The organism is Halorhabdus amylolytica (assembly GCF_004944975.1).
Classification (GTDB): Archaea; Halobacteriota; Halobacteria; order Halobacteriales; family Haloarculaceae; genus Halorhabdus; species Halorhabdus amylolytica.
The window spans coordinates 96,525-119,530 of sequence record NZ_SPQG01000009.1 but is presented as its reverse complement, the minus strand read 5'-3'; the positions used below and the strand labels follow the sequence as shown (position 1 = coordinate 119,530).

The following is a 23,006-nucleotide window of genomic DNA, read 5'->3' as shown; positions in this document are numbered from 1 at the left end:
ATAGATTCATCCGGATGGACCTCTCACCCCCGCACATGCCGAAGATATCGATCTCGTTGCCAGACCGTATCGAGAACGACATCGACCGCCTCGTCGAACAGGGCGAGTTCGTCAACCGCGATCAGGCCGTCGAGGAACTGCTGACGATGGGCGTTTCCGCCTACGAGACGACCGACGAGCCGACCGAGACGCCCGCCGAGGAGGACATGTTCTCCCAGACTGTCGAGGATCAACAGGATCCCGCGATCCAGGACGACGACCCGGACGAAGGCTATACGTTCTGAGTCGGCGTCACCCCCGGCTCGACAGCGCATCGAGGAGTGCCGTCTCGAATCCTTCACGGTCCGCCCACTCGAGTGCGATCCGCGCCTCGTAAGCCCCGTTCGAGTCCGGGATGGTGAACCCGTCGTCAGTGACGTCGAAGGACCGACGCTCGATTTCGAACCACGACTCCTCGTGGGCCAGGGCGACGGCCGCCGTGTCGAACAGCGTCGAAGATCGCCGGGTGAAGTCCTCGTAGGCCATCCATGGGACCCGGGACGCGAACAGGCAGTTGTTCTCGATGACACCTCGGAGTACGGGGTCACTCGTTGCTGACCAGACCCGGTGGTACGCCTTGCCCGTCAGCCGCACCTGCCCGCAGGTGTCCAGCGGCGTCAACAGCACGTCCTGCCAGGGGGCCGAGAGGACGGTCCGGAACGCGTCCGGGTCGACGCGAACGTTCGTTTCGGCATCCGGATCGCCACCGTCGTAGCCCCGTTGGAAGCTGCCGTGCATCCCGACGAACCGACACTGTCGGGCCAGTTCGGGGTCACGATCGATCGCTGCTGCGATGGTCGGCGTCGGAGCAACCGAGAGCACCGTCACCGGTTGACTGGCCGCGGCGACGGTCTCTGCCAGCGCGTCGATACCGTCTTCGTGCACCTCACCCGGGTAGTCCCCGAGGTCGTATCCCTCGATCCACGGGGCCTGTGTACGCGCCGCTTCGTCCATCTGGGAGTCCCCGTTACCGAGGGCGAGTGGCACGTCGAATCGATCGGCCCGTTCGAGCAGTTTTGCGGCGATGCTCGCCCGGTAGGTCGGGTCGCCCGTCTCCGTCACGACGAGTCGGAGATCGAGTTCCGGCCTGCCGAACAACTGGGCCAGCGCCCAGGTATCGTCGACGTCGGTCCCGATATCGGTCGCGAACACTACCGGCCTGGGCTCGCGGGGCCCGTCGTTGCTCTGTCGCCCCTGGCTGTCGCCGTCGGATGTCCGGTCGGTTCCCGTCATGACACAAATCGCACTGGTATTGCGCGACCCGTCAGGTGAAACTTCCGGCTGTTGACTCGGGCACGTGACGCAAGCCTTATGTCCATGTCTGTACGTTAGTGTACGGTAATGGACGCTAATGAGAAGATCGCGCCGGAGGTGCGGTCGATCATCGACGCCGCCCGGGAGCGCGGCGGGGCCGACGGCCGGGTCGAGGTGCGGGCGCGCTCGTTGCCCGAGGCGTTCGACCGGGCGAGGGCCGATGAGCGGGTGCCCACAATCGCCGAGGTGAAGCCGACGAGTCCGACGACCGACGGGACCCGCGAGGACGACCCTGTCGAACTCGCCGAGGAGATGGTCGCGGGCGGCGCGGCCGCACTGTCGGTCCTGACCGAACCCGAACACTTCGGCGGGTCGCCCGAGATTCTTCGGCGCGTCCGGGAAGCTGTCGACGTCCCGATCCTCCGGAAGGACTTCCTGCTGTACGAGGAGCAACTCGACGTGGTCGAGGCCGACCTCGTCCTGTTGATCGTCCGATTTCTCCAGGAAGACGGGACCGACGATCTCGCCGACCTGCTCGCAGCGGCCCGCGACCGGGGTTTTCAGGTACTCGTCGAGGCTCACTCCCGCGCGGAGGTCCGCCAGGCGATCGAGGCGGGCGCCGAAATCGTCGGCGTGAACAACCGTGACCTGGGGGCCCTGGAACTCGATCTCTCGACGTTCGAGGACGTGGCCCCCGCGGTCCCTGATGACGTGACGTTGATCGCCGAGAGTGGGATCGAGACGCCGACGGACGTAGCCCGGATGCGAGCAGGCGGCGCGGACGGGCAACTCGTCGGCTCGGCGATCATGGACGGCGACGTGCGCGCGAACACCGAACGACTCACGACACCACCGGAGAACACAGAATGAGCACTGATTCAGACGGCAAGTTCGGCGCCTACGGCGGCCAGTACGTCCCCGAGGCGCTGATGCCCGCGATCGAGGAGTTGCGCGATGCGTACGAACGCTACGTTCTCGAAAACGAGGACGGGTTCATGGACGAGTTCCGCGAACGTCTCGCGGACTTCGGCGGCCGACCCACGCCGCTACAGCACGCCGAGCAGTTGAGCGAACGCTACGACACTGCGGTCTATCTCAAGCGCGAGGACCTGCTCCACGGCGGTGCACACAAACTCAACAACGCCCTGGGGCAGGTCCTGCTGGCGAAGTACATGGGCAAAGAGCGGATCATCGCCGAGACAGGAGCCGGCCAGCACGGCACCGCGACCGCGATGGCCGCCGCACACCTCGACATGCCCTGTGAGATCTTTATGGGATCGACGGACATCACGCGGCAACGGCCCAACGTCTTCCGGATGCGGTTGAACGGCGCGGAGGTGAATCCGGTGACGACCGGCCGTGGGACGCTCAAGGAGGCCATCAGCGAGACGATGCGCGACTGGGCGACGAACGTCGAGGACACCCACTACGTCATCGGCTCGATCGTCGGTCCCGATCCCTTCCCGCGGATGGTCCGGGACTTCCAGTCGGTCATTGGCCGGGAGGCCCGCGAGCAGATCAAGGCCAAGACAGGGCGCCTCCCGGACTCCGTGGTCGCCTGTGCGGGCGGGGGTTCGAACACGATGGGTGCCTTCCACGAGTTCGTCGATAGCGCGGACCCCAGTTCCGCGGACAAATCGAGCGGGCAGCACCCGCGAGACCGCGTCGACCTGATCGCGGTCGAGGCCGGGGGCTCCAGCCTCGACGTCGACGAGAAGGCGGGCGTCGCGCCCAACTCCGCGACACTGTCGACCGGCGAGGAGGGCGTCCTTCACGGCGCCCGGACGAAGCTCCTGCAGGATTCCGACGGCCAGATCATGGAATCTCACAGCGTCTCGGCGGGACTCGACTATTCGGGCGTCGGCCCGGAACTCGCCCACCTCGTCGATTCTGGCCGCGTCGATGCCGTCAACGTTGACGACGAGGCCGCCCTGGAAGCGTTCCACCGCCTCTCGCGACTGGAAGGGATCATCCCCGCCCTGGAGAGCGCCCACGCCTTCGGGTATCTAGAGGAGAACCCCGAGGAAGTCGGCGACGTGACGGTCGTCAACCTCTCGGGACGCGGAGACAAGGACCTCGAGACCGTCGTCGAGGAGACCGAGAAACGAGATCTCGACGTGGACGTGGACATGAGCGTGTTCAGGGAGGCTGAACGATGAGCGATGCCGTCGACGCAGTCTTCGAGTCCGGAGAACCCGCGTTCATTCCGTACCTTGTCGCCGGCGATCCCGACTACGAGGCCTCGATCGAATACGTCGAGGCCATCGAACGCGGTGGTGCCGACGTGATCGAACTCGGCCTGCCCTTCTCGGAACCGATCGCCGAGGGCTCTACCATCCAGGACGCGATCGTCCGATCGCTCGAGGCGGGGATGACCCCCGAGCAGTACTTCGACTTCGTCGAGGATCTGGATGTGGACGTGCCGCTGGTCTGTATGACCTACTACAACCTGATCTACCAGTACGGTCCCGACCAGGGGCCCCGGGCGTTCGTCGAGCGGGCCGCGGCGGCGGGCATCGCGGGCCTGGTCGTCCCCGATCTGCCGGCCGAGGAGGCCGACCCGCTTCGGGCAGCCTGTGACGAGTTCGGGCTGGATCTGATCTTCATCGTCGCGCCGACGACAAAGGGCGAGCGCTTAGAGCGGATGATGGAGCACGTTTCGGGGTACGTCTACGTCCAGGCGCGACTGGGGACGACCGGCGCGCGCGACGACGTCAGCGACCAGACTGACGAGAGTCTTGCCCGACTCGCCGAGTGGTCGGTTCCGAAGGCTGTCGGCTTCGGGATCAAGACGGGCGACCACGCCGAACGGATCGTCTCGGCCGGTGCCGACGGGATCATCGTCGGCTCCGCGCTGGTCGACATTGTCGCTGATGGCGCGGATAGCGACGACCCGACCGAGGCAGTCGCTGATCGCCTGGAGGCCAAGGCCAGGGAACTCAAGGACGGCGCGCTCGCCGGGGCCGGTCTCGCGGCGGCCGAGTCCGTCGAGTGACCGTCGCGGGGGTTTTTACCTGCGCGGACACCCCCCTTCGCGGATCTCGTCGTCAGCTATCTCCGGCAGTTCGACCTGGACCGGTTCGTTGTAGTCCTCGTAGTCGATCATCAGGTTCGCCGTCGCCTCCCCGCCGTTCCCCGAAACCTGGATCGCCAGCAGCGACCGGACCGGACGGGCAGTTTCCTGATCGACCCAGAGTTTGGCGGTAATGTTCTCGACGTTGGCGTCCGCGTTCGCGAGATCGGTCTGGCTCTGGCCGGGGAGCGAGGACACCGTCTCCTCGTCGGGGTAAGCGACGATGACTGACGTCTCCCGGCCCTCGATCGTCGCCGTCCCGTTCCAGTAAACGTTCGTGCGCTCGAAGAGTTCGGCCTGGCGACCCAGCGGCGTCAGTGCCAGCCAGTCAACGTCGGTCGACTGGTTCTGTCGCTCCCATCCGGTCCAGAGATCCGAATACTTCGTGTAAGTGGTCCGACTGTCGAGATAGCTGGTCGTGCTCCGATCCTCGACAGTGGTTTTCATCCGCATTAGCTTGCTCGTCCGGTTGACCACACCGTCGCCGTCGAGCGTGATCGATCGAGACTGGCCGTCACCCGAGGCCGAAACGTCGACGTCCATCGACATCCGGTAGGAATCGACGTCGGCAAGCGCGTCGACCGTCTCGTTTCTAACCTCAAGGGCGCGGTCGTCGCTCGGGGGCTGGTCGTCGCCGAGCATGCCACACCCCGCGAGGGCGATCAGGGCAACCAGGAGGGTAACGGGGACTGCGCGGTGCATACGCTCGAAATGGCACTCCAGCATCACATAGGCATTTCGTTCCCTCCGTGCGACAGGCGGCCAAGCGACGCCGGGACCGGAACGCACATTACCGTCACTTGCCACACCATCACACAATGACTGCCGGCAAGCACGCACGTCTCGAACGTATCGCTACAGGGGGGCGACACCTCGTCGTCCCGATGGATCACGGCCTCACGATGGGTCCGGTGACGGGTCTCGTCGACGTAGAATCGACTGTCGCATCGATCACGCGCGGTGGCGCGGACGCCGTTCTCACCCAGAAGGGCGTCGCCGATCGCGTCCACGGTAACCTCAACGACGCGGGCTACGTTGTCCATCTGAACGGCTCGACCACGATCGGGCCAGACGAGAACGACAAGCGCCCCACGGGCACCGTCGAGGACGCCGTGCGGGCGGGCGCTGACGCCGTCTCCTTTCACATCAACGTCGGCAGCACGCACGAACCCGACCAGCTGACCCAGCTGTCCGACGTGACGAGTGCGGCCGAACGACTGGGCATGCCGGTCCTGGCGATGGCCTACGCCCGCGGTCCCGGGATCGACGAGTCCGATTCGGCAGCGCTTTCCCACGCCGTCAGGCTGGCCGAGGAGGTCGGCGCCGACCTGATCAAGACGGGTTACAGCGGTGATGCAGAGAGTTTCGAGACCGTCGCGGCGGCCGCGGACAAACCGGTCCTGATCGCGGGCGGCTCGCGCGGGACCGACCGCGAGACCCTGGCGATGGTCCGGGGGGCGATGGACGGCGGCGCAGCCGGCGTCTCGATGGGACGGTCGATATTCCAGCACGAGGACCCTGAAGCGATCACGCGGGCGGTCTCGGCGGTCGTCCACGACGACGCGAGCGCCGACGCCGCGGCCGAGCGGGGCGGCCTCGCGATCGACGTCTGAGGGCGCGTTCACATTTCTCGGAGTCGAGAGATCGTCAGCAACACGCCGACGGCGACCAGTCCACCGGCGACGAAGGCGCCCGCGACGAGGAGTGGATCGCTCGCGGCCGGTTCGACGGCGACCGTGTAGTCACCGTTGGAGACCGAGGCGTTCACTGCTGGTGACGGGGAGCCACGCGACCCGAGCCCGCCGACGGCAACGGCGATCGCGAACGCCCCGATCGCGAGGACGGCGACCACGCCCAACAGTTTCTCCATGAGGCCTCGTAGCGACGACGCGGGGTTTTCCCCGGCGAACAGGACCAGCGCCTCGTCGGTGGGCGCGTAGACGTCCATCTCGGCGCCGTTTTCGCCGTACCAGGTGTCGACCACTGCGACGAGATCGGCCGCACGGAGCTTCGTCAGGTGGTACTGGACGTTCTGCAGCGTCGTCCCCACCTCGTCGGTCAACTCCGAGGCGGGCCTCGGCTCGGCGTGCAACGACTGGAGGATCGTCCGGGCCGTCTCCGACCCCAGGGCGTCGAACACCCCATCGGCGCGGTCGTCGTCCAGGGCGAGCACCGCCGGCTCGCGGTCGTCGGGCGCGGAATCGGGCCGGCCCGGCAACAGCCGGCTCATCGCCTCCCTCCGCAGTGGTGCATACCCGCCAGCAGGCCTGCCACTCCCTTGAGTGCTCTCCCCGGTCAAACGCCCGTTTGTGTGCTCGATACGTTGAGACAGGACCGCCCCGGACGTCCGGACATGTCCGATCGCTACCTGCTGACGATCGCCCTCCTGCTCGCGGCCGCGACGGCCGGCTGCCTGGCCGCGACCGATACGACGACAGAAACGCCCGCAGCACCCTCGATCGAGCCCGTCGGCGCGTGTCCGGCCGACGTCGAGCGACTCGACGTCGGCGTCACGGACGGATCGCTGCCAGCCCGGGACGCCGGCTTCGCGATCGATGCCGACCGGACGACGCTACAGCGTGGAGCGCCTCTCCAGGTGACGCTCCGGAACGTCGCCGACGAACCACGGGGGACGGGCACGGAGCGGATGATCGTCCTCCAGCGACACGTCGACGGCGAGTGGCGAACCGTTCTCGGCGCGCGCGAGGGCCGAGCCGGGTGGAACGCGACGCTCGTGATGCACGACCCCGGCGAAGGCTACACCTGGAACGTCACGCTCGACGAAGCGGGCCTCTCTCGGTGGGGGTACGCGCCCTGTGGATCGCTACCACCGGGCGAGTACCGGTTCGTCTATCACGGTCTGGTCGAACCCGGTCAGTTCGACGACGAGATCCCCGATCCCGTGGTCGCGGTCGAGTTTCGAGTCGTCGCGTGACAGCAAAATCGACGGCTCGACGCCCGGCGTCGATCAGTCTTCGGCGAGCAGGACGTCCAGCGTCCCTTCGTCGACGTGTTCGTCCTCGCGGCCGGCGATATAGGTCTTGGCGGCGGCGACGACGCGGCCGGTGTGGGGATCACCGATCTCGGCGATGTGGTCGGACTCCAGCAGTTCGGCCGTCCAGGGCGACTCCCCGTAGTCGATCTCGCCGCGGATCAGACGCCGACACAGTGAGACGAAGACGCTGTTCATCGCGTCGGAGACGTGACTCGTCTCGAAGCCGATACTGTCGGCGAGTTCGTCGACATCGATCGGTTCTCGGACAGTCGTCGCCGCGAAGAAGACGGCACCGGCGGCCAGTTCAGGCGGAGCGAATGAGCCGTTCTCTTCCGGGCGGTAGTGATCGAGCGTCCGAAGGCTCTCTTCGCGAACCCGATCGGAGAGGGCCAGGTCTTCGGCGAGGGACTCGACAACGTCCGAGGGGCCCCGTTGGGGGATATCGACATCGGCGGTCTCTCCGAGACGGCCGATCCAGGTATAGAGTGCACGTGGCTCGAAGTCGCGTTCGGTCGCGACAGTCGCGGGATCGAGGTCGCCGTCGTTGAGTCGGCTACTGGCGACCAGGGCGGCCCCGGCGAACTCGGCTCCGTCCTCGACGGGAACGTCCTCGACGGCGTCGCTGACCAGACCACGGGCGAACAGCCGCAGGGACGCGTCGACCCCGAGGGTTTCCGCCAGCGCGTCGACCTCGCCCTGGACGGCGTCGATCGTCAGGTTCGCATCGAGTTCCTCCCGGTCGCCCGGGATCCAGGCGACGGTTTCGCCGGCTCGTCTGGCCGCTAGCTCGCCGTCGTCCGCGAGCGTCTCCAGTCGATTCCCGACGGGTTCCTCGGGTGCGTCGAGTGCCTCAGCGACGGTCGCCGTCGTCGGGAGTTCGTCCGGAAACATCTCGTGGACGGCGTCCATACACTCCCCAGCCGAGACAGCGGAATCAGCCTCGCCGTCACCGTTCGCCTCCGCGGCGTCGGAAGTGTCCGTTTCGGCCCCGTCAGTCGCGGTCGCGTCACCCGACTCGCCGTCCGCGTCGACGTCCGTGGCCGGCGGTTGCGCATCAGGTTCCCTGGCATCCGCGTCGGAGGTCGCCTCGACGGCAGCCGCCTGATACCGCTCAGCGTTCAGGGCCTCTTCGCCCAGCTCGTCCCGGAAGGCGTTGTACCGGTTCTTGATCGTGACGCCACCGGCCGCGCTGACGTCGGCGACGTCACTCGGACCGAACCCCTCGGCGCCGTTGGCCTCCGCCGCGAGGACGAGCGCCGCGCCGGCGGTCTCCCCCGGCGAAGAAGCCTCGGCGACGATCTTCGGCGCCTTCTGGAACGTGTCCCGGAGAATCCGTCCCGCGACCGTTCCGACTGCGTCGGGCATGTCCAGTGCGTCGGCGTAGCGCCCGACCAGGACATCGGGTCGCTCAGGGGGATGATCAATGTCCAGTCGGTCCGCGACTGCCTCGATCTGCTCCGGCAGGTGTCCGGGGTCGAGACCCGAATTCTCGGGATCCGCGAGCAGTGCTACCCACGGCTCGACGATGTCCCGATCGGTGATCGGGAGGCCGTCCTCCCGACAGGACAGCGCCAGGACCGCGGGCGCGATCCGATCGAGTTGGGCCGTGTCGACCTCCGACTCGCCACTGAGACGATCGAGGCGAACACGGGTGATCTGGAGTGTACTGTCCGGAATCTGTAACCGCTCGGCTACGTCGTAGAGGCGACTCTCGTAGGACTCGTTGGACTCTTTTCCTGCCATGCAGGGGAGTTCTACGTCCACGCTCTTAATTGTTGGATGAACGGAACGGAAAACCGACGGCACGGATCGTTGGTTCGGACGTGGTAACTCGATCGCGTGATCCGCCACGTTCAAGCCGGCCCCCCGCAAGTGTCGAGACATGACACGCTCCGTGTGGCTCAAGGCCGACGACGCCGTCGGCGACTGGGAGGCGCGCAAGCGACGAATCACCGCGGGACTAGAGGCCGGCGTCGACTGGGTGCTGGTCGACGAACGCGACGTCGAACGCGTCCGGGAGCTCGGCGAGGTCAACGTCGCCGCCTTCGTCGGCGACGACGTCCACGTCATGGAAGCCGAGGCCAACGACGCGCCGGCGGCCGATGCGATGATCGTCGGCAAGGACGGCGAGGGCGACGGCACGGTCGACCTGCCATCGGATTTCTCGGGTTCGGCTGATCTCTCGGCGCTCCGGAGCGACGGTGCCGACGGCGGATACGTCCGCATCTTCGATCAGTCCTACGAGGCCTTCGCCGAGGCGGTCGCCACAGAGGCCGAATACACGCTCGTGGTCGCCGAGGACTGGCAGATTATCCCTCTGGAGAACCTGATCGCTCGCGTCGGCGAGGAGACGACGCTGATCGCCGGGGTCCAGACGGCCGAAGACGCCCGCACGGCCTACGAAACCCTGGAAATCGGTGCTGACGCCGTTCTGCTGGACACTGACGACCCCGACGAGATCCGCGAGACGTGCGAAGTCAGAGATGCCGTAGGACGGGAGACCCTCGATCTGCAGTACGCCGAGATCACGGCGATCGAACAGACCGGCTCGGCCGACCGCGTCTGCGTCGACACGGGGTCGATCATGAACCACGACGAAGGGATGCTGGTAGGATCGATGGCCCGCGGTCTGTTCTTCGTCCACGCCGAGACCGCCGAGTCGCCGTACGTCGCCTCACGACCGTTCCGAGTCAACGCCGGCGCAGTCCACGCCTACGTCCGCACGCCCGGCGGCGAGACGAAGTACCTCTCGGAACTGGCGAGCGGCGACGAGGTTCAGGTCGTCGACACCGACGGCAACACTCGCGAGGCGATCGTCGGCCGCGCGAAGATCGAACAGCGACCCATGTTCCGAGTCCAGGCCGAGACAGAGGACGGGGATACGATCGAGACACTACTACAGAACGCCGAGACGATCAAGGTTGCCACACCCGACGGGCGGACGGCGGTGACAGATCTGGACGTCGGCGACGAGATCTTGATCTATCACGAAGCGACCGCCCGGCACTTCGGCGAGGCCGTCGAAGAGTCCATCATCGAGAAGTGATCCGTCGAACCGCTGCCGAGTACCCATCGGACCGCTGCTGAGCAACCCGTCGAACCGCTGCCGAGTATCCATCCGGACCGCTGCTGAGCAACCCATCGAACCGTCTCTTGCTCACAGTTCGAACCGGGGATCGTTCTCCTCGACGGTCGCGGCCTCAAGTTCGGCGGCACACCACGGACAGAAGGAGAGATCCGGATCTTGGAGTTCGTGTCCGCAGTTCGGGCACTGTCGGCCAGCGTCGACCGCCTCCTGATGTTGGGTCCGGCGGGCGACGATGTAGGCGTCGATGACGTTCAGCGTCCGGAGCGCGAGAATGAGAAGCGAGAGGTCCGTCGGCAAACTCCGGCTGGCTTCCATCACCGCGTCGAACGTGAGTTCCTGGGGAAGGATGTCCGGCGGGACCAGAAAAGAGACGGTCGCGAACATGAGCACGAGCCACGTCGCCATGCGGAGCCACTCTCGAAGGTAGGCGTGGCCAAGCCCCGGGAAGAGCACCGAAAGCGCAGCCGCAACCCACGGTCGTCGACTCTTGTGTGTCTCACTCACTGTCCGACTAGGCGCCGTCCGTGGACGTTAACCTTTCCAAGTCCTGCCAGACTCCCGGGCGGTCGATCCGGACCCACAATCGACCGTCTCGACTGCGATCAGGCGCCGTCCAGCTGTGTGAGGAGTTCGGCGAGAGTCGCGAGATCGTACTGCCCGGGTGCTGTCGCCTCGGCAGGATCGACTGGCGCGTAGCCGATCCGCGAGCCGTACAGCGGCGCGACCGCCCGGGAGTGCCGGCCAGCCTCGCCCATCGCCATCGTCGCGACAGTCTCACCCTCGACGGTCGCTGCCCGCGTCGCCACCAGGAGGTCCAGCACGTCGTCTGGCGTCTCGGCCGTGACAGCTAATTTTCCCACGTCACCGTACTGGGCGGCCGACCGCAGGGTTTCCTGTAGCTCGCCCATCGGCGGCGTCGCCTCGAAGTCGTGTGTGGAGACTATCACGCTGGCGTCGTGGTCGTGGGCCGTTTCGATCACGCCGTCGGCGTCACCGTCGCGTGCGCTAGGGAGTTCCACGTCGACGGCAGCGACGGCGTCGTCGGTGACAGCCGCTTCCAGAGCCGCCAACCGGCCGTCGTCGTCGGCCTCGCCGCCCTCCCAGCTCGGACGGTTGGTCACCAACAGCGGCAACTCGCCGTCGTAGGCCGACAGCTGGGAAAGCGGCTCCTCGGCCATATCCATCCGCAACTCGACCAGATCGGCGTGCTCGCGGGCCGCTGGCTCGTCATCCAGATCCGCCGTGGCGGCCACCAGTCGGAACGACTCGAAGTCCATACCGGCTCTGGGGGAGCGCGGGACAAAAGCGCCCCGCCGGCAGACGGCGGTTGGGGAACCGCACCCGTCCGGGACCGTCCCGACAGGCCCTCGACCGGAATGTACGCATTCACGAGAGGGTCTCGACCGGCGCGTGCGTCGCCGCGTAGCCCTCGTCGGTCTCCCGCACCGACTCGACGGCGTACAGCCGCAACTGTCGTTCCTGTTTCGTCCGAACCGGCGTCCCGTAGTGCTCGTTCTCGTAGGCCAGGTCTGGCCCATCGGCCGCCTGCTCTCTGACCCACTCGCGGTGGCGTTCCAGGCGGTCACGAGCCCGCTCACGGGAGCGTGCGGGCAGCCCCTCGAGACGGTCGTCGAACGTCGCCAGGAGATCCGAATCTCGTTCGTAGCCGACCGAGTTCCGCCCGGCCAGCATTGCGGCCAGCGAGGTCGTCCCAGTCCCCCAGAAAGGATCGATTACGGTGTCGCCGTGGACGGAGAACATCCGGATCAGTCGAAGCGGGATCTCGACCGGGAACGCCCCCGAGCGGTCGCGGACGCTCTCGGCGAGGTCCTGATCGGTGCCCCGAACGTCCCACAGGTCCGAGAACCAGCGGTTGCGTTCCTCCCAGAAGTACGCGCTCTCGTAGCGGGCCTCGTCGCCGGGCGGGAACGAGCGACGCCCTCCGTTGCGAAAAAGCAGGATCGACTCGTGTTCGAGCGTGGGATAGGCGTTCGGCGGAACCATGCCCGAGCCCATGAACTTCGCGGCGCTGTTGGCGGGTTTCCGCCAGATGATGTCCGGCAACACGTCGAACCCCTGGTTACGCATCCGACTCGTGATCTCGGCGGCGTTTGGGTACTGCCGGAAGCGATCCAGCGAGCGGGTGGCGTCGCCGACGTTGATCGCGGCGATACCGCCCTCGACGAGGACGCGTCGCAGTTCGGTCCAGACCGTTTCGAGAAGGTCGTGCATCAACTCGAAGGCCCGATCGCCGTCCTCGGCGGCGAGCGCGTCGCCGATCGCAGAGTCCTGGGCGGCGAAGGCGTCGTCCCACATCTCGATCATCGGATAGGGCGGGGACGTGACGACGAGTTCGACCGCATCCGACGGGAGGTCCAGATCGCGGGCGTCCCCCGTGACGACCGCGTGGGTGGATTCCATAGCCGGATGTCGTCCCGGGGAGTGACGTGGTTTGTGGTCCGAACCGACGGCGGGATCGACAGTGACTGGGATCGACGACAAGGTGACGTGATCGCACGGGGTCGAGTCCAGAAGAGAATGTAGTCAACGGGGTACGATCGGTAGATGGCGACGTTCACCGGTTCAGCATCGACTGCAGTTCGTTGACCTTGGCGGACTGTTGCTGGTTGGCGGCGGCGATCTCCTCGATCTCGTCGGCGACCTCCTCGGCGGTCTCGGCGGTCCGATCGACCATACTGGCGACCTCCTCGGTGGAAGCGGCCTGGTCGTCAGTGGCCTCGGCGACTTCCTGGGCCCCCTCGGCGGCTTCAGTGACGGCCTGGTCGATCTTCCGGAGGATGTCGACAGTCTCACCGACCTGATCGATGCCCGACTCGACCTGATCGTTGGCCTCCTGAATGCTCCCGACAGTGCTCTCGGTGTCGGCCTTGATGTCCGCAACCATCGCCTCGATCTCGGTGGCGTTCTGTTGGGACTCCTCGGCGAGACTCTTGACCTCGTCGGCGACGACGGCGAACCCCTCGCCGGCCTCCCCGGCGCGGGCGGCCTCGATCGAGGCGTTCAACGCCAGCATGTTCGTCTGGTCGGCGATGTCGTTGATCACCTCGACGATCTCGTCGATCTCGTCGATGCGCTCGCGGAGCTGCTCGACATCTGCCGAGACGTCCTCGTTGGCGTCGTCGACGGCTTCCATGGCGTCGATCGCGTCGTCGGCGACCTCCCGGCCCTGATCGGCCAACTGACTGGCCTGCTGGCTGACGGCCTTGACCTCGTTGGCGCTGGAAGCGACCTCCTCGACCGTCGCCGAGAGGTTCGACACCTCGCCGGCGACCTCCTGCATGTTCGAGGACTGTTCGTTCGCGAGTTCAGTGATCTGCTGGGAACTCCGCGAGACGTTCTCCGAGGTCCGCAACAGCTCGTCGATCGCGCTCCCCAGTTCCGAAGAGGAGGCCGCGACGCCGTCCATATCCACGCCCACGTTACCCGAGTCTGATGCCATATATCTAGTGGGGCTCGCGCGGGCGGATTAAACGTGACTCCCCGGTTATCAGGTCTGATAGGATCGTTCGGTGTCCGTCGGGCGGACGGTCGACGGCCGGGATCAGGCGGCAGGGATCGACTGCTCGGCTTCCAGGAGTTCGTGATAGCGGTTGCGGATGGTGACCTCGGAGATGTCAGCGACCTCGCTGACCGCGGCCTGCGTGGTCTTCTCGTTGGTCAAAAGCGAGGCAGCGTAGATGGCCGCTGCAGCGAGGCCGACGGGACTCTTTCCGGAGTGGACGCCCTCCTCTTTGGCGTTCTGGAGAAGCTCGCGGGCGCGACGCTCGGCCTCCTCGCTGAGTTCGAGATCAGAGGTAAACCGTGGGACGTAGCTCTCGGGGTCGGCGGGCTTGACCTCGAGGCCGAGTTCCCGGACCACGTACCGATACGTCCGGGCGATCTCGTCTTTCTCGACGCGGGAGACTTCGGTCAACTCGTCGAGACTCCGGGGGACGCCTGCCTGGCGGGCGGCAGCGTACACAGAGGCCGTCGAGACGCCCTCGATGGAGCGGCCGGGAAGGAGATCTTCGTCCAGCGCCCGGCGATAGATGACGGAGGCGGTTTCACGGACGCTCTCGGGGAGGCCCAAGGCGCTCGCCATGCGGTCGATCTCGCCCAACGCCTGCTTGAGGTTGCGTTCCTTGCTGTCGCGAGTGCGGAAGCGCTCGTTCCACTTCCGGAGACGCTGCATCTTCTCGCGCTGGCGGGCACCCAGGGAGTTGCCGTATGCGTCCTTGTCCCGCCAATCGATGTTGGTCGAGAGCCCCTTATCGTGCATCATGTTGGTGGTCGGGGCGCCGACGCGGGACTTCTGGTCTTTCTCCTTGGCGTCGAAGGCACGCCACTCCGGACCGGGGTCGATCTCGTCCTCTTCGACGACCAAGCCACAGTCGACACAGACGGTCTCGCCACGCTCGGTGTCAGAGACGAGGTTGCCATCACATTCCGGACAGGTCACGTCCGTCGATTCCTCTTCCTCTTCGGTCACTGCCGACGATTTGTCGAGTCGCGTTCGCGTGTTTGTTTCGCTCATGAGTGTGAAGACGAATGCTAACCGGGTGGGGCGACGGAAAACCCGGGCGTTCGATCGGTGAACAATAGGTTATTCCGAAAACTGTAAAAGTGTTTTGGTACCCCATGAAGTCCCGGCGTTCTGGCGCTCCTGCACACTGTTTGGCAACTATTAACACTCCCATTAAAGTGCGTGACAGTCCAACTGGTGAGCGACGAGAGCAGACGAACGTCACTTCAGATCGAGGAAGCATTCTTCCCCTTCTCGAACGGGAGTGCCGTCGAGCGTTCTACAGGAACGCGTCCTGCTCCGAGCTCGAAAACGGGACTGTCGAATAGAGTGCCGACGAGCGTTCAACAGGAACGGGAGATTCACTCCTGGACCGTGGCGGGCTCGACGTTCTCTTCGGCCTCGACGCTCTCCTCGACGGCGGTCGTCAGCGAGACGTTGAGCCAGGCCATCGAGGCGAGGCCGCCGGCGATCGTGACGGCGTTTTTCACCGCGTGGTCGACGATGGCGACGCCCAGCGCGACGGCTGCCCCAATGGGCGTGAGTCCAACGACAATGAGAGTGAACGCCCCTTCGTAGAGTCCGACGCCACCCGGCGACAGCGGGAGCACCTTCGCGAGATTACCGACGCTGACGGCGAAGAAACAGACGACGCCGAGCGTGACCAGCGACAGCGAGACGTTGAAGGCGGCGAAGACGACGATCGCCGTCAGTACGTCGATGGTCCAGATCAGGACGCTGGAGACCGCGACGCGGGCGAAGGCTCGCGAGTCGCTCGCGACCCGCTGGACATCCCCCGCGAAGCGCCCGACGACGCCCGCCACGTACTCGGCGTAGGCGTCGTCGCTGAGACGCGTGACGACCTCCCGAACGTAATTGCGCTCCGAACGCGCTGTCAGGACGATCAGGACGGTCACGCCGATAGCAGCCACGCCGACCGCCGCGGCGACCAACAGGGCTATTCGCCCACTCTCTCGGCCGTTGGTCAACTCGGCGCCCAATCCCGCCAGACGGGCGGGATCGCCGACGGCGAGTCCGACGAGGACGACGCCCGCGAGGATGGCGATCGTCAGCAGGTCGAAGACACGCTCGACCGCAAGAGAGGCGAACCCGGACGGATAGGGGACCGACCGACGAGCCTTCATCACGTACGCCCGGATGCCGTCGCCCAGCCTGGCCGGGAACACTAGATTGCCCGTCTGGCTGATGAAGATCGCTCCCGTCAGGAAGCCCACGTCCGTAGAAAACCCGAGTTCCTCGAAGATGTCCCGATACCGATACCCCCGAAGCGGCCAGGAGATCAGATAGACGAGTCCGGACAGCACGATCAACAGGGGATCGGCCTCACGCATCTCCTCGAGAACCGTCGAAGGATCGAGGTACAGCGTCATCAGCGCCAGCGCGACGAGGACCAGGGCCGTCCCCGCAGCCATGCTCCGGGTGCGCGTGATCCGCGAACTGACTGACAGTTGCCAGAACGTCCGCAGGATCTGGCTACCCATCCCGAAGACGTCCCGGACCAGGTCGACCTTCGAGTCTCCCTTGGGCGTCCATGAGACGGGAAACTCCGTGACGGCGAATCCGCGACGCTGGGCGCGCACGAGCAGTTCCGTGTCCCAGAACCAGTGATCGTCTTCGACCTCGTCGGCCAGCGCCTCGAAGGCTTCGCGGTCGATCGCCTTGAACCCGCACTGGTGGTCGGCCAGATCCGATCGGAGGAACACACGGACCAGGGTGTTGTATCCCAGACTGGGGATCCCACGCTTTTTCGGTCGGTCGGCGTCGCTGTCGGGCAGCCACCGCGAGCCTGTCGCCACGTCGTATCCCTCCGTGCGGACGCTCTCGATGAGTTCTTCGAGATGGGCCATGTCCGTGGCGAGGTCAGTGTCGAAGTAGACGAGTGTCTCGCCCTCGGCCCGGCGAAATGCGTACTCTAAGGCGGCACCACGGCCGAGACGTTCGTCGCTGTGGACGTGTCTGACGCGGTCGTCTTCCGCCGCAAGGCGGGAGGCGATCTCCGGCGTGCGATCCTCACAGCCGTCCTCGGCGACGATCACCTCGAAGCTTCCCGCAGGAAGGAACGTTTCGAGGCGTTCGAGCGTCTCGGCGACGGTCCGCTCGATGGTGTCCTCCTCGTTGTACGCCGGGAGGACGACGCTGACCGCGACGTCCGACTCCATCGATAGTTCGTCGGCCAGCACGGCCCAAGAACCTTCTGATACGATAGGTCGGCCAGCACTCCAATACCCCGGAACCGGTCGAGGATGTTCCCACCGGAGCATGACTGGCAATCCCTAACCCGATCACAGCTCCACCAACCGGCAAATGTGGTGCCGAGCGGGATGCTCGCAGTCGGCGTTCTTCGACGAGGAGTGTCTTCGCCACAGTCTTCGTGGCGTGAACGTGCTCGTTCGCTGCGCTCAACTTGGCGATTCCCGTTCGACTGTCGTGAACGCGTCGAGGTCGACGCCTTCGACGTTCGGCAGTGACTCGTAAGGTTGCTCGACGACAATGTTTCCCGCGGTCTGGGAGCCGATACCGGGAATAGCTTGCAGTTCGTCCATCGACGCCGCGTTGAGATCCAGCGGATACGGCACGCCCGTCACGGAGCGATAGCCGTGGTCGGTGATCGCCACGTCGATCGTCTTCCCGAGTGACCGTTCTCCCGGAATGCCCACGAGCAAGGGGTAGGTCCCCAGTTGTCGCCCGAAAGTCTTGCCGTCCTGGTGGTACTCCAGATGAACATCCGGCAGGATTGTCCCCGGCGGGGCGACGCGCTTTAACATCGGGTTGTCGATGGTCTCCCTGACCTCCCGCTTGTACTCCTTGAACTGCCGCTTGTGATCGTGGGCGATCTCCGCGCCAGTCTCGTCCATCTCGGTCCCGGGGAAGGCCATGACCTGGCGGATGTTCACCCGCCGGATCATCAGTCCCTCGTCGAGGATGCGTTGGAGGAACCGCTTGTTGTGCTCGAACGTCTCCGCGGTCTCGCCTTTCAGCCCGTGGACGAGATTGATCCCGGGCAAGAGCTTCGGCAGGCGACGGGCGGCGTCCTCGCCGAAATTCGGGGCGTTCTCCCTGTCTCCGCCTGGCTCGCGGCAATCGCCGCTCGCTCGTTTGGAGCCCGTCACTTCGCTCCGGGCCCCCGGACGGAATCCACCCTCCTCGTTGACGATCCGGACCGCCTCGATGGCCTCCTCGGCGGTGACGTTGAGGTTGTTATCGCTCTGGACGGCGGGGTCGGCCGACTCGACGCCGAAGGCGGCGGTGTCGCCGGGCGTGTTGTGCTCGGCGATGATCCGGATGCCCTCCCGGGCCTTTTCGGGCCACTTTACGACCGTGATCGGGTTCATATTGTCGAGGTGCAGCGTCTCCAGATCGGGCGCGACCTCGCGGATCCCGCCGTACAGTTCCCGGAGAGCAGCGGGGTTCGGGGCCTCGCCGTCCCCGCCGTAAGCGAGGATGTCGGCCTGTCGGCCCAGTCGGAAGTTGGCGACGCCATGGTCGGCCAGTGCGTCGACCTCGCCGACGACGGCCTCGGGTTCCCGGAACGAGGCATCGCCGTACAGCGGTTCGGTGCAAAAGGAACACCGGTAGGCACAGCCACGCCCGGTCTCGATCTCGCAGATGAGATACTCGGGGTGGTTGGGGTGCTGTTCGACGATGAACGCGCCCTCTCTGGCCCACCGTGAGGATTCTTCCATCGTGCGATAGCGGGGGTCGAATCCCTCCAGGCCGTTCTCGACGAGATCGAAAGTGGCGGCCTCGACGTCCGCGCCAGCCAGGAAGTCGAAGTCCAGATCGTCGCGTTCGGGTTCACTCGCACCCTCGTTCTCGTCGCCGACGCCGAAGCGGACGGGCCCGCCCATGAGGCTCGTGCCGTCGGCCGTCCAGGCGATGCGCCGGACTTCGTCGGGTTCGGCCGGGGTCCCGCCGACGTAGTTGCCGGGGACGGTCATCCCGCCGACGTAGATCGTCAGATCGGCGTCCTCGACCACTTGCCAGCGGCGCTTCTCCTCGCGAAGGCTGTCGATCGTGTGGTACGTGATCGCGTCGTGAGGGACACCCGCGTCGACCAGTGCCCCGGCGACGTACCGGGGGTACGTAGAGATGTAGGGGGGGACCCCGAAGTGGGCCGGCTCGTCGACGTACCCGTCGACGATCGTCACCGAGAGATCCGCAGGGTGAGTCATCAGAATCAGATAGTCGCCCGAGGCCTAAAACCGTGTCTCCACGCGTTCGCCGCCGTTCAGATCCCGGCGGCGTAACCGGTATCCGTCGCCCGCGCCAACGGTCGACCATGCCCGCGACCGAAGAAGTCCGCTGCACGGCCGATGAGTGTTTCCTCGACATGTTCGAAGTCCACTACACCTACGATCTACCCGACGATCACGGCGTCGAGGACCTCCAATGTCCGGTCTGTGGCGGGTCGGCGCTGGAAGCGATCGAGTTGTAGTCCCCTCGCAACTCGCCCAGTCCGAGCAGGTCGACCGCTCTCCAGTTCGCTCGATATCCGTCTACAGCACTCATCGGATACAACAACGGCGAGAATTTCCGCCCAGCTCAGCGTAGACCCGGGAGAAATGTCGTGGCTCGGAGCCAGAAGAGACCGAGCAGGAAGACAGCCGAAAGACCGAGGAACGCCCAGTCCCGCGTTCCTGTCCCGAGCGTCTCGAAACGGAGTCGACGACTCGACGGATCTCCCAGCGAACGGGAGAATCCTCTCGTCTCCATCGCTTCGACGGTCACCCGACTCCGTTTTGCGACGTCAAAGATGAGCGGGTAGAACGCTCGCACACCGATCCAAAGGAGATGCCACCAGTGGCGCCACCGCAACACGCCATCGCGGGCGGGGCCACGGCTGCGGAGTCGGATCGCGTGAACGATGTCCCGGTATTCCTCTAAGAGCACCGGTAGCATGCGATACCCGTACGCGAGTGAGAACGTGAATTTACGGGGCACACCGAGGCTCAACAGCCCTTTACTCAGACGCGAGGGGGTCATCGTGGTGAAGACAGCGACACTTGCCAGCGAGATACTCGCGAGTTTGAGGTTGTAGGGCACCAGGGCCCGGACGGCACCGACCGCGTCGCCGCCCGTCGCCCAGACGACGACGCCGAAGAACGCGAGGTTCGAGACCATGCCGAAGACGAGCACTGCGAGCAGAATACGATTCACGCGAGAGACGACGACGAGTACCCCCATGAACGCGAGGAGCGCGCCCAGGACGAGCGTGTCGTAGAACATCCATGGGACGGAGACGAAGACCACGTACCACCCGAGGAGGACTCGCGGGTCGAGGGTGTTGAGGAACGCGTCGTCGTCGCTGTGGGCGATCCGCATCAGTTCGACGCGGACGCGATCGATCGAGAGCCAGCCGTTCTGTGTACTCATCGTTGGCCTCCGAGTCGGGCGGCGAGTTCCGAGACAGTCGTCGCGGGCGGGTCGATATCGAGGCGGCGACTCACTGACACTGGCTGGGGTGGCCGCAACGCCGTCGTGTCTGACAGTGATTGATCTGTTAGGACGTCGCCGGGACGCCCGTCGGCGACGATGGCACCCTGATCGAGGACGACGACGCGGTCGGCCCAGGAGGCGACGAACTGGAGGTCGTGCGTGGCGACGACGACAGCCTCGACGCGGCCGTCGACGCGGTCGAGCATCCGTGTCACCTCGCGACGACTCTCCATGTCGAGACAGCCCGTCGGCTCGTCGAGCAGCACGAGGGATGGCTGCATCGCGAGTGCGATCGCGAGCGACGCCCGGCGCTGTTGACCGATCGAGAGCAGCCGACCGTCCCGTTTCCGGAGGTGATCGAGGTCGAGGTAGGTCAATACGTCGTCGACGATCGCATCGGCATCCGGGGCGTCACGCTGACGGAGGTAGTAGGCAACGTCGCCCTCGATCGAGTCCTCGATGAACATCTGTTCGGGCTGCTGGTGGACGTAGACGACCTCGTCGGCGAGCGTCTCGGGCGACGTCTCGGCGGTGTCACGGCCCACGACCGAGACCGTCCCGCTATCCGGACGAATGAGTCCGGTGAGGAGCTTCAGCAGCGTCGACTTCCCGGAGCCGTTTGCGCCCACGAGCGCGACGTTCTCGCCCGCGTTGACCGAGAGCGAGAACCCATCAAAGACCGGCCCTCCCCCGGTATCCATCGTCTGATACCGGTAGGTCACGGCTTCGACCGAGACGATCGACTCGCCCGAGCACGCCGAATCGTCCCGACCGCCATCGGAGACCGTCGGACGCGGTGTATCACAGGCAGCGACGAACTCCTCGACGGTCACCGGTCGCTGTGAGTGGTCGGGCGTTCGCAGATCCAGCCGATCGGCGAGTTCGGTCACCTGGGGCGGGTGGATGTCGCGCTCACGGAGATCGTCGAGACGATTCAGTGCCGCCGCTGTCGGCTTCGACCAGCGGACCCGGCCGTCCTCGACGAGAACGACGCGGTCGGCGTACTCAGCGACGAGTTCCGTGTCGTGTTCGATGACGACGACAGTGTGCCCGTCTGCAACGAGCCCGGCGAGTTGCTCATAGACGTGCGCGGCGTTGTGTGGGTCGAGTTGTGCCGCCGGCTCGTCGACGACGAGGGCGTCCGGGTCGAGCGCGAGCACGCCCGCGATCGCGGCGAGATGCTTCTGGCCACCACTCAACTCCCAGATGAGATCGTCGGCAATGTGTCCGATGTCGAGTCGTTCGATCGCTCGCTGGGCGCGTTCGTGGTAGTCCTCGAACCCGTAGTTCAGCGGGCCGAACTCGACGTCGCGCCTGACGGTCGGCTGGACGAGTTGGTTCTCGAAATCCTGGTAGACGTACCCGACGTGGGCCGCAAGTGTCCCGACGTCGACTGTTTCCGTATCCGTGCCCTTGACGCGGACACTGCCATCGCGTTTGCCCTCGAAGAAGTGCGGGATCAGGCCGTTGAACGTCTTGCAGAGAGTCGTTTTCCCGCTGCCGTTCCCGCCGAGGACGGCGAGGAACTCGTCGGTTTCGACGGTCAGGCTGGCACCGTCGAGGACGGACTCGTCGCTTCCGGGATACCGAAAGGAGTAGTCCTCGACGCGGATGAGAGGCTCGTCTGCCATCGGTCACTCGCGACTCGTCAGTGTTTCAGGTTCGTGTTCGGTCGCCCCATCCGAGCGTCCCAACGCGATGACCGCCAGTAGGAGGAGGAATGCGACGATGATCGAGACGAAGATGCCGGAACCGCCGTCTTCGGCGCTGAGGCCCACCAGTGCCCCGAAGTTCGGGAGTGTCTCGGTCTCCATCATCGGGATCCCGAGGAAGAAGCCGGCGGTCGCCAGGAAGAATGCGAGGACGGACGCACCGACGAGGACGAGAAGGTGTGCGAGACCGACATCGGCGAGCATACTCGCATCCGATCGTGGCCGCGGATTGATTCCGAGGAGTGGTTCGATCTTTCCGTAGAGTGCGGGAGCGAGGTACATCACGGGGATCGCGCCGAAGATGAGGCCAGTGATGATCGCCTCGGGGATCATGTCGACGACTTCGATGATGACGACGCTCTCCGGGAGACCGGCGACTGCCTCAAACTCCCCCGCACCGACCCAGATAACACCCATGTCGAGCAGCGCAGCAGGGATCTGGGAGCCAATCTTCGCGAAGACGGCCGCGAGGAACACTTGCCGGGTGTTGGTGAGGTCGTGGACCATCTGGGCAGCGACGAAGACGAATGCCGTGATGATGAGGACCTCACTGAATTCACTGAGTCCGCCGAACTCGCCGAGGAGGAATTCGGTGAACACGATTTCACCGAGCGGGACGGCGAGTGCGGCCTCGATATAAGGAAAGAGGAAGACGAGCGCGAGGGGGAGGAAAATGAAACTCGAAATCCCGAGTTCGATCGGGCCGAGCGTCGGTTCAGGAATGAGTTCAGCGATGGTGTTCTCGAGCCCGGAGAGGGTCAACACGAGAATGAAGACCATCATCCGCTTGTTCGACGAGGCTGTCACGTTCGATGTGAGTGACGTGGTGATGTTCATTGGCGGATCGGTGATAGCGACTTCCCGAA

General features: G+C 65.5%; 22 protein-coding genes. 8 read left to right on the top strand and 14 right to left on the bottom strand.

Annotated elements, in window-relative coordinates; translation table 11 throughout:
* Window positions 1-35: 35 nt before the first annotated feature.
* Window positions 36-284 (top strand): CopG family ribbon-helix-helix protein, encoded by a 249-nt coding sequence (locus E3374_RS12080; RefSeq protein WP_136689318.1) that lies wholly within the window; start codon window positions 36-38, stop codon window positions 282-284.
* A 7-nt stretch (window positions 285-291) separates the two neighbouring features.
* Here E3374_RS12080 and E3374_RS12075 read toward each other — a convergent pair whose 3' ends face one another.
* Entirely contained in the window at window positions 292-1,272 is a 981-nt protein-coding gene (locus E3374_RS12075) for a nucleoside hydrolase (protein ID WP_136689317.1), read from the bottom strand.
* 108 nt (window positions 1,273-1,380) lie between these two features.
* On the opposite strand from E3374_RS12075, the gene trpC reads away from it, so the two are divergent.
* The 3 genes from trpC to trpA are packed head-to-tail and all read left to right on the top strand — an operon-like array spanning window position 1,381 to window position 4,288.
* Entirely contained in the window at window positions 1,381-2,163 is a 783-nt protein-coding gene (gene trpC, locus E3374_RS12070; protein ID WP_136689316.1) for an indole-3-glycerol phosphate synthase, read from the top strand.
* Window positions 2,160-3,452, top strand: a complete 1,293-nt coding sequence (gene trpB / locus E3374_RS12065) for a tryptophan synthase subunit beta (RefSeq protein WP_136689315.1) — start codon at window positions 2,160-2,162, stop codon at window positions 3,450-3,452. Before trpC ends, trpB begins: the two co-directional genes overlap by 4 nt.
* Window positions 3,449-4,288, top strand: a complete 840-nt coding sequence (gene trpA, locus E3374_RS12060) for a tryptophan synthase subunit alpha (RefSeq protein WP_136689314.1) — start codon at window positions 3,449-3,451, stop codon at window positions 4,286-4,288. Before trpB ends, trpA begins: the two co-directional genes overlap by 4 nt.
* A 15-nt stretch (window positions 4,289-4,303) precedes the next feature.
* On the opposite strand, the gene E3374_RS12055 is transcribed toward trpA, so the two are convergent.
* Window positions 4,304-5,068, bottom strand: a complete 765-nt coding sequence (locus tag E3374_RS12055; RefSeq protein WP_136689313.1) for a hypothetical protein — start codon at window positions 5,066-5,068, stop codon at window positions 4,304-4,306.
* 116 nt (window positions 5,069-5,184) lie between these two features.
* On the opposite strand from E3374_RS12055, the gene E3374_RS12050 reads away from it, so the two are divergent.
* Complete coding sequence (locus E3374_RS12050) at window positions 5,185-5,979, top strand: 2-amino-3,7-dideoxy-D-threo-hept-6-ulosonate synthase (RefSeq protein WP_136689312.1); 795 nt, start codon at window positions 5,185-5,187, stop codon at window positions 5,977-5,979.
* Between the two features lie 8 nt (window positions 5,980-5,987).
* Here E3374_RS12050 and E3374_RS12045 read toward each other — a convergent pair whose 3' ends face one another.
* Window positions 5,988-6,596 carry an ArsR/SmtB family transcription factor gene (locus E3374_RS12045; RefSeq protein WP_136689311.1) on the bottom strand — a complete coding sequence of 203 codons (609 nt, stop codon included), beginning with the start codon at window positions 6,594-6,596 and terminating at the stop codon, window positions 5,988-5,990.
* 123 nt (window positions 6,597-6,719) lie between these two features.
* Here E3374_RS12045 and E3374_RS12040 point away from each other — a divergent pair, with 123 nt between their 5' ends.
* Complete coding sequence (locus E3374_RS12040) at window positions 6,720-7,301, top strand: hypothetical protein (RefSeq protein ID WP_136689310.1); 582 nt, start codon at window positions 6,720-6,722, stop codon at window positions 7,299-7,301.
* Window positions 7,302-7,334: 33 nt separating this feature from the next.
* Here E3374_RS12040 and E3374_RS12035 read toward each other — a convergent pair whose 3' ends face one another.
* Entirely contained in the window at window positions 7,335-9,104 is a 1,770-nt protein-coding gene (locus tag E3374_RS12035) for a hypothetical protein (protein WP_136689309.1), read from the bottom strand.
* Window positions 9,105-9,243: 139 nt separating this feature from the next.
* On the opposite strand from E3374_RS12035, the gene E3374_RS12030 reads away from it, so the two are divergent.
* The gene (locus E3374_RS12030) at window positions 9,244-10,407 is read left to right on the top strand and encodes a 3-dehydroquinate synthase II (RefSeq protein ID WP_136689308.1); all 1,164 of its coding nucleotides are present in this window, start codon (window positions 9,244-9,246) and stop codon (window positions 10,405-10,407) included.
* Between the two features lie 111 nt (window positions 10,408-10,518).
* Here the strand turns inward: E3374_RS12030 and E3374_RS12025 are convergent, their stop codons facing one another.
* From E3374_RS12025 to E3374_RS11995, 7 genes are all read right to left on the bottom strand, one after another.
* Window positions 10,519-10,953: a DUF7575 domain-containing protein gene (locus E3374_RS12025; RefSeq protein ID WP_136689307.1), complete on the bottom strand. Its 435-nt coding sequence runs from the start codon at window positions 10,951-10,953 to the stop codon at window positions 10,519-10,521.
* A gap of 98 nt (window positions 10,954-11,051) precedes the next feature.
* Window positions 11,052-11,726, bottom strand: a complete 675-nt coding sequence (locus tag E3374_RS12020; protein ID WP_136689306.1) for a type I 3-dehydroquinate dehydratase — start codon at window positions 11,724-11,726, stop codon at window positions 11,052-11,054.
* A gap of 109 nt (window positions 11,727-11,835) precedes the next feature.
* Entirely contained in the window at window positions 11,836-12,870 is a 1,035-nt protein-coding gene (locus E3374_RS12015; protein ID WP_136689305.1) for a DNA-methyltransferase, read from the bottom strand.
* 154 nt (window positions 12,871-13,024) lie between these two features.
* Complete coding sequence (locus tag E3374_RS12010; protein ID WP_136689304.1) at window positions 13,025-13,909, bottom strand: methyl-accepting chemotaxis protein; 885 nt, start codon at window positions 13,907-13,909, stop codon at window positions 13,025-13,027.
* Window positions 13,910-14,011: 102 nt separating this feature from the next.
* Window positions 14,012-14,983 (bottom strand): transcription initiation factor IIB, encoded by a 972-nt coding sequence (locus E3374_RS12005; protein WP_136689303.1) that lies wholly within the window; start codon window positions 14,981-14,983, stop codon window positions 14,012-14,014.
* Window positions 14,984-15,333: 350 nt separating this feature from the next.
* Window positions 15,334-17,151, bottom strand: coding sequence for a flippase-like domain-containing protein (locus E3374_RS12000; protein ID WP_136689302.1), 1,818 nt, complete (start codon window positions 17,149-17,151; stop codon window positions 15,334-15,336).
* 240 nt (window positions 17,152-17,391) lie between these two features.
* Window positions 17,392-19,164 (bottom strand): radical SAM protein, encoded by a 1,773-nt coding sequence (locus tag E3374_RS11995; RefSeq protein WP_136689301.1) that lies wholly within the window; start codon window positions 19,162-19,164, stop codon window positions 17,392-17,394.
* Window positions 19,165-19,271: 107 nt separating this feature from the next.
* On the opposite strand from E3374_RS11995, the gene E3374_RS17205 reads away from it, so the two are divergent.
* Entirely contained in the window at window positions 19,272-19,427 is a 156-nt protein-coding gene (locus E3374_RS17205; RefSeq protein ID WP_169051843.1) for a DUF7559 family protein, read from the top strand.
* 107 nt (window positions 19,428-19,534) lie between these two features.
* Here the strand turns inward: E3374_RS17205 and E3374_RS11990 are convergent, their stop codons facing one another.
* From E3374_RS11990 to E3374_RS11980, 3 genes are read right to left on the bottom strand one after another with little or no spacing between them, the layout of a single operon-like run.
* Complete coding sequence (locus E3374_RS11990) at window positions 19,535-20,365, bottom strand: energy-coupling factor transporter transmembrane component T family protein (RefSeq protein ID WP_136689300.1); 831 nt, start codon at window positions 20,363-20,365, stop codon at window positions 19,535-19,537.
* The gene (locus tag E3374_RS11985) at window positions 20,362-22,059 is read right to left on the bottom strand and encodes an ABC transporter ATP-binding protein (protein ID WP_136689299.1); all 1,698 of its coding nucleotides are present in this window, start codon (window positions 22,057-22,059) and stop codon (window positions 20,362-20,364) included. Before E3374_RS11985 ends, E3374_RS11990 begins: the two co-directional genes overlap by 4 nt.
* Before the next feature lie 3 nt (window positions 22,060-22,062).
* Window positions 22,063-22,977, bottom strand: a complete 915-nt coding sequence (locus E3374_RS11980) for a hypothetical protein (protein WP_211194966.1) — start codon at window positions 22,975-22,977, stop codon at window positions 22,063-22,065.
* Between the last annotated feature and the right edge of the window lie 29 nt (window positions 22,978-23,006).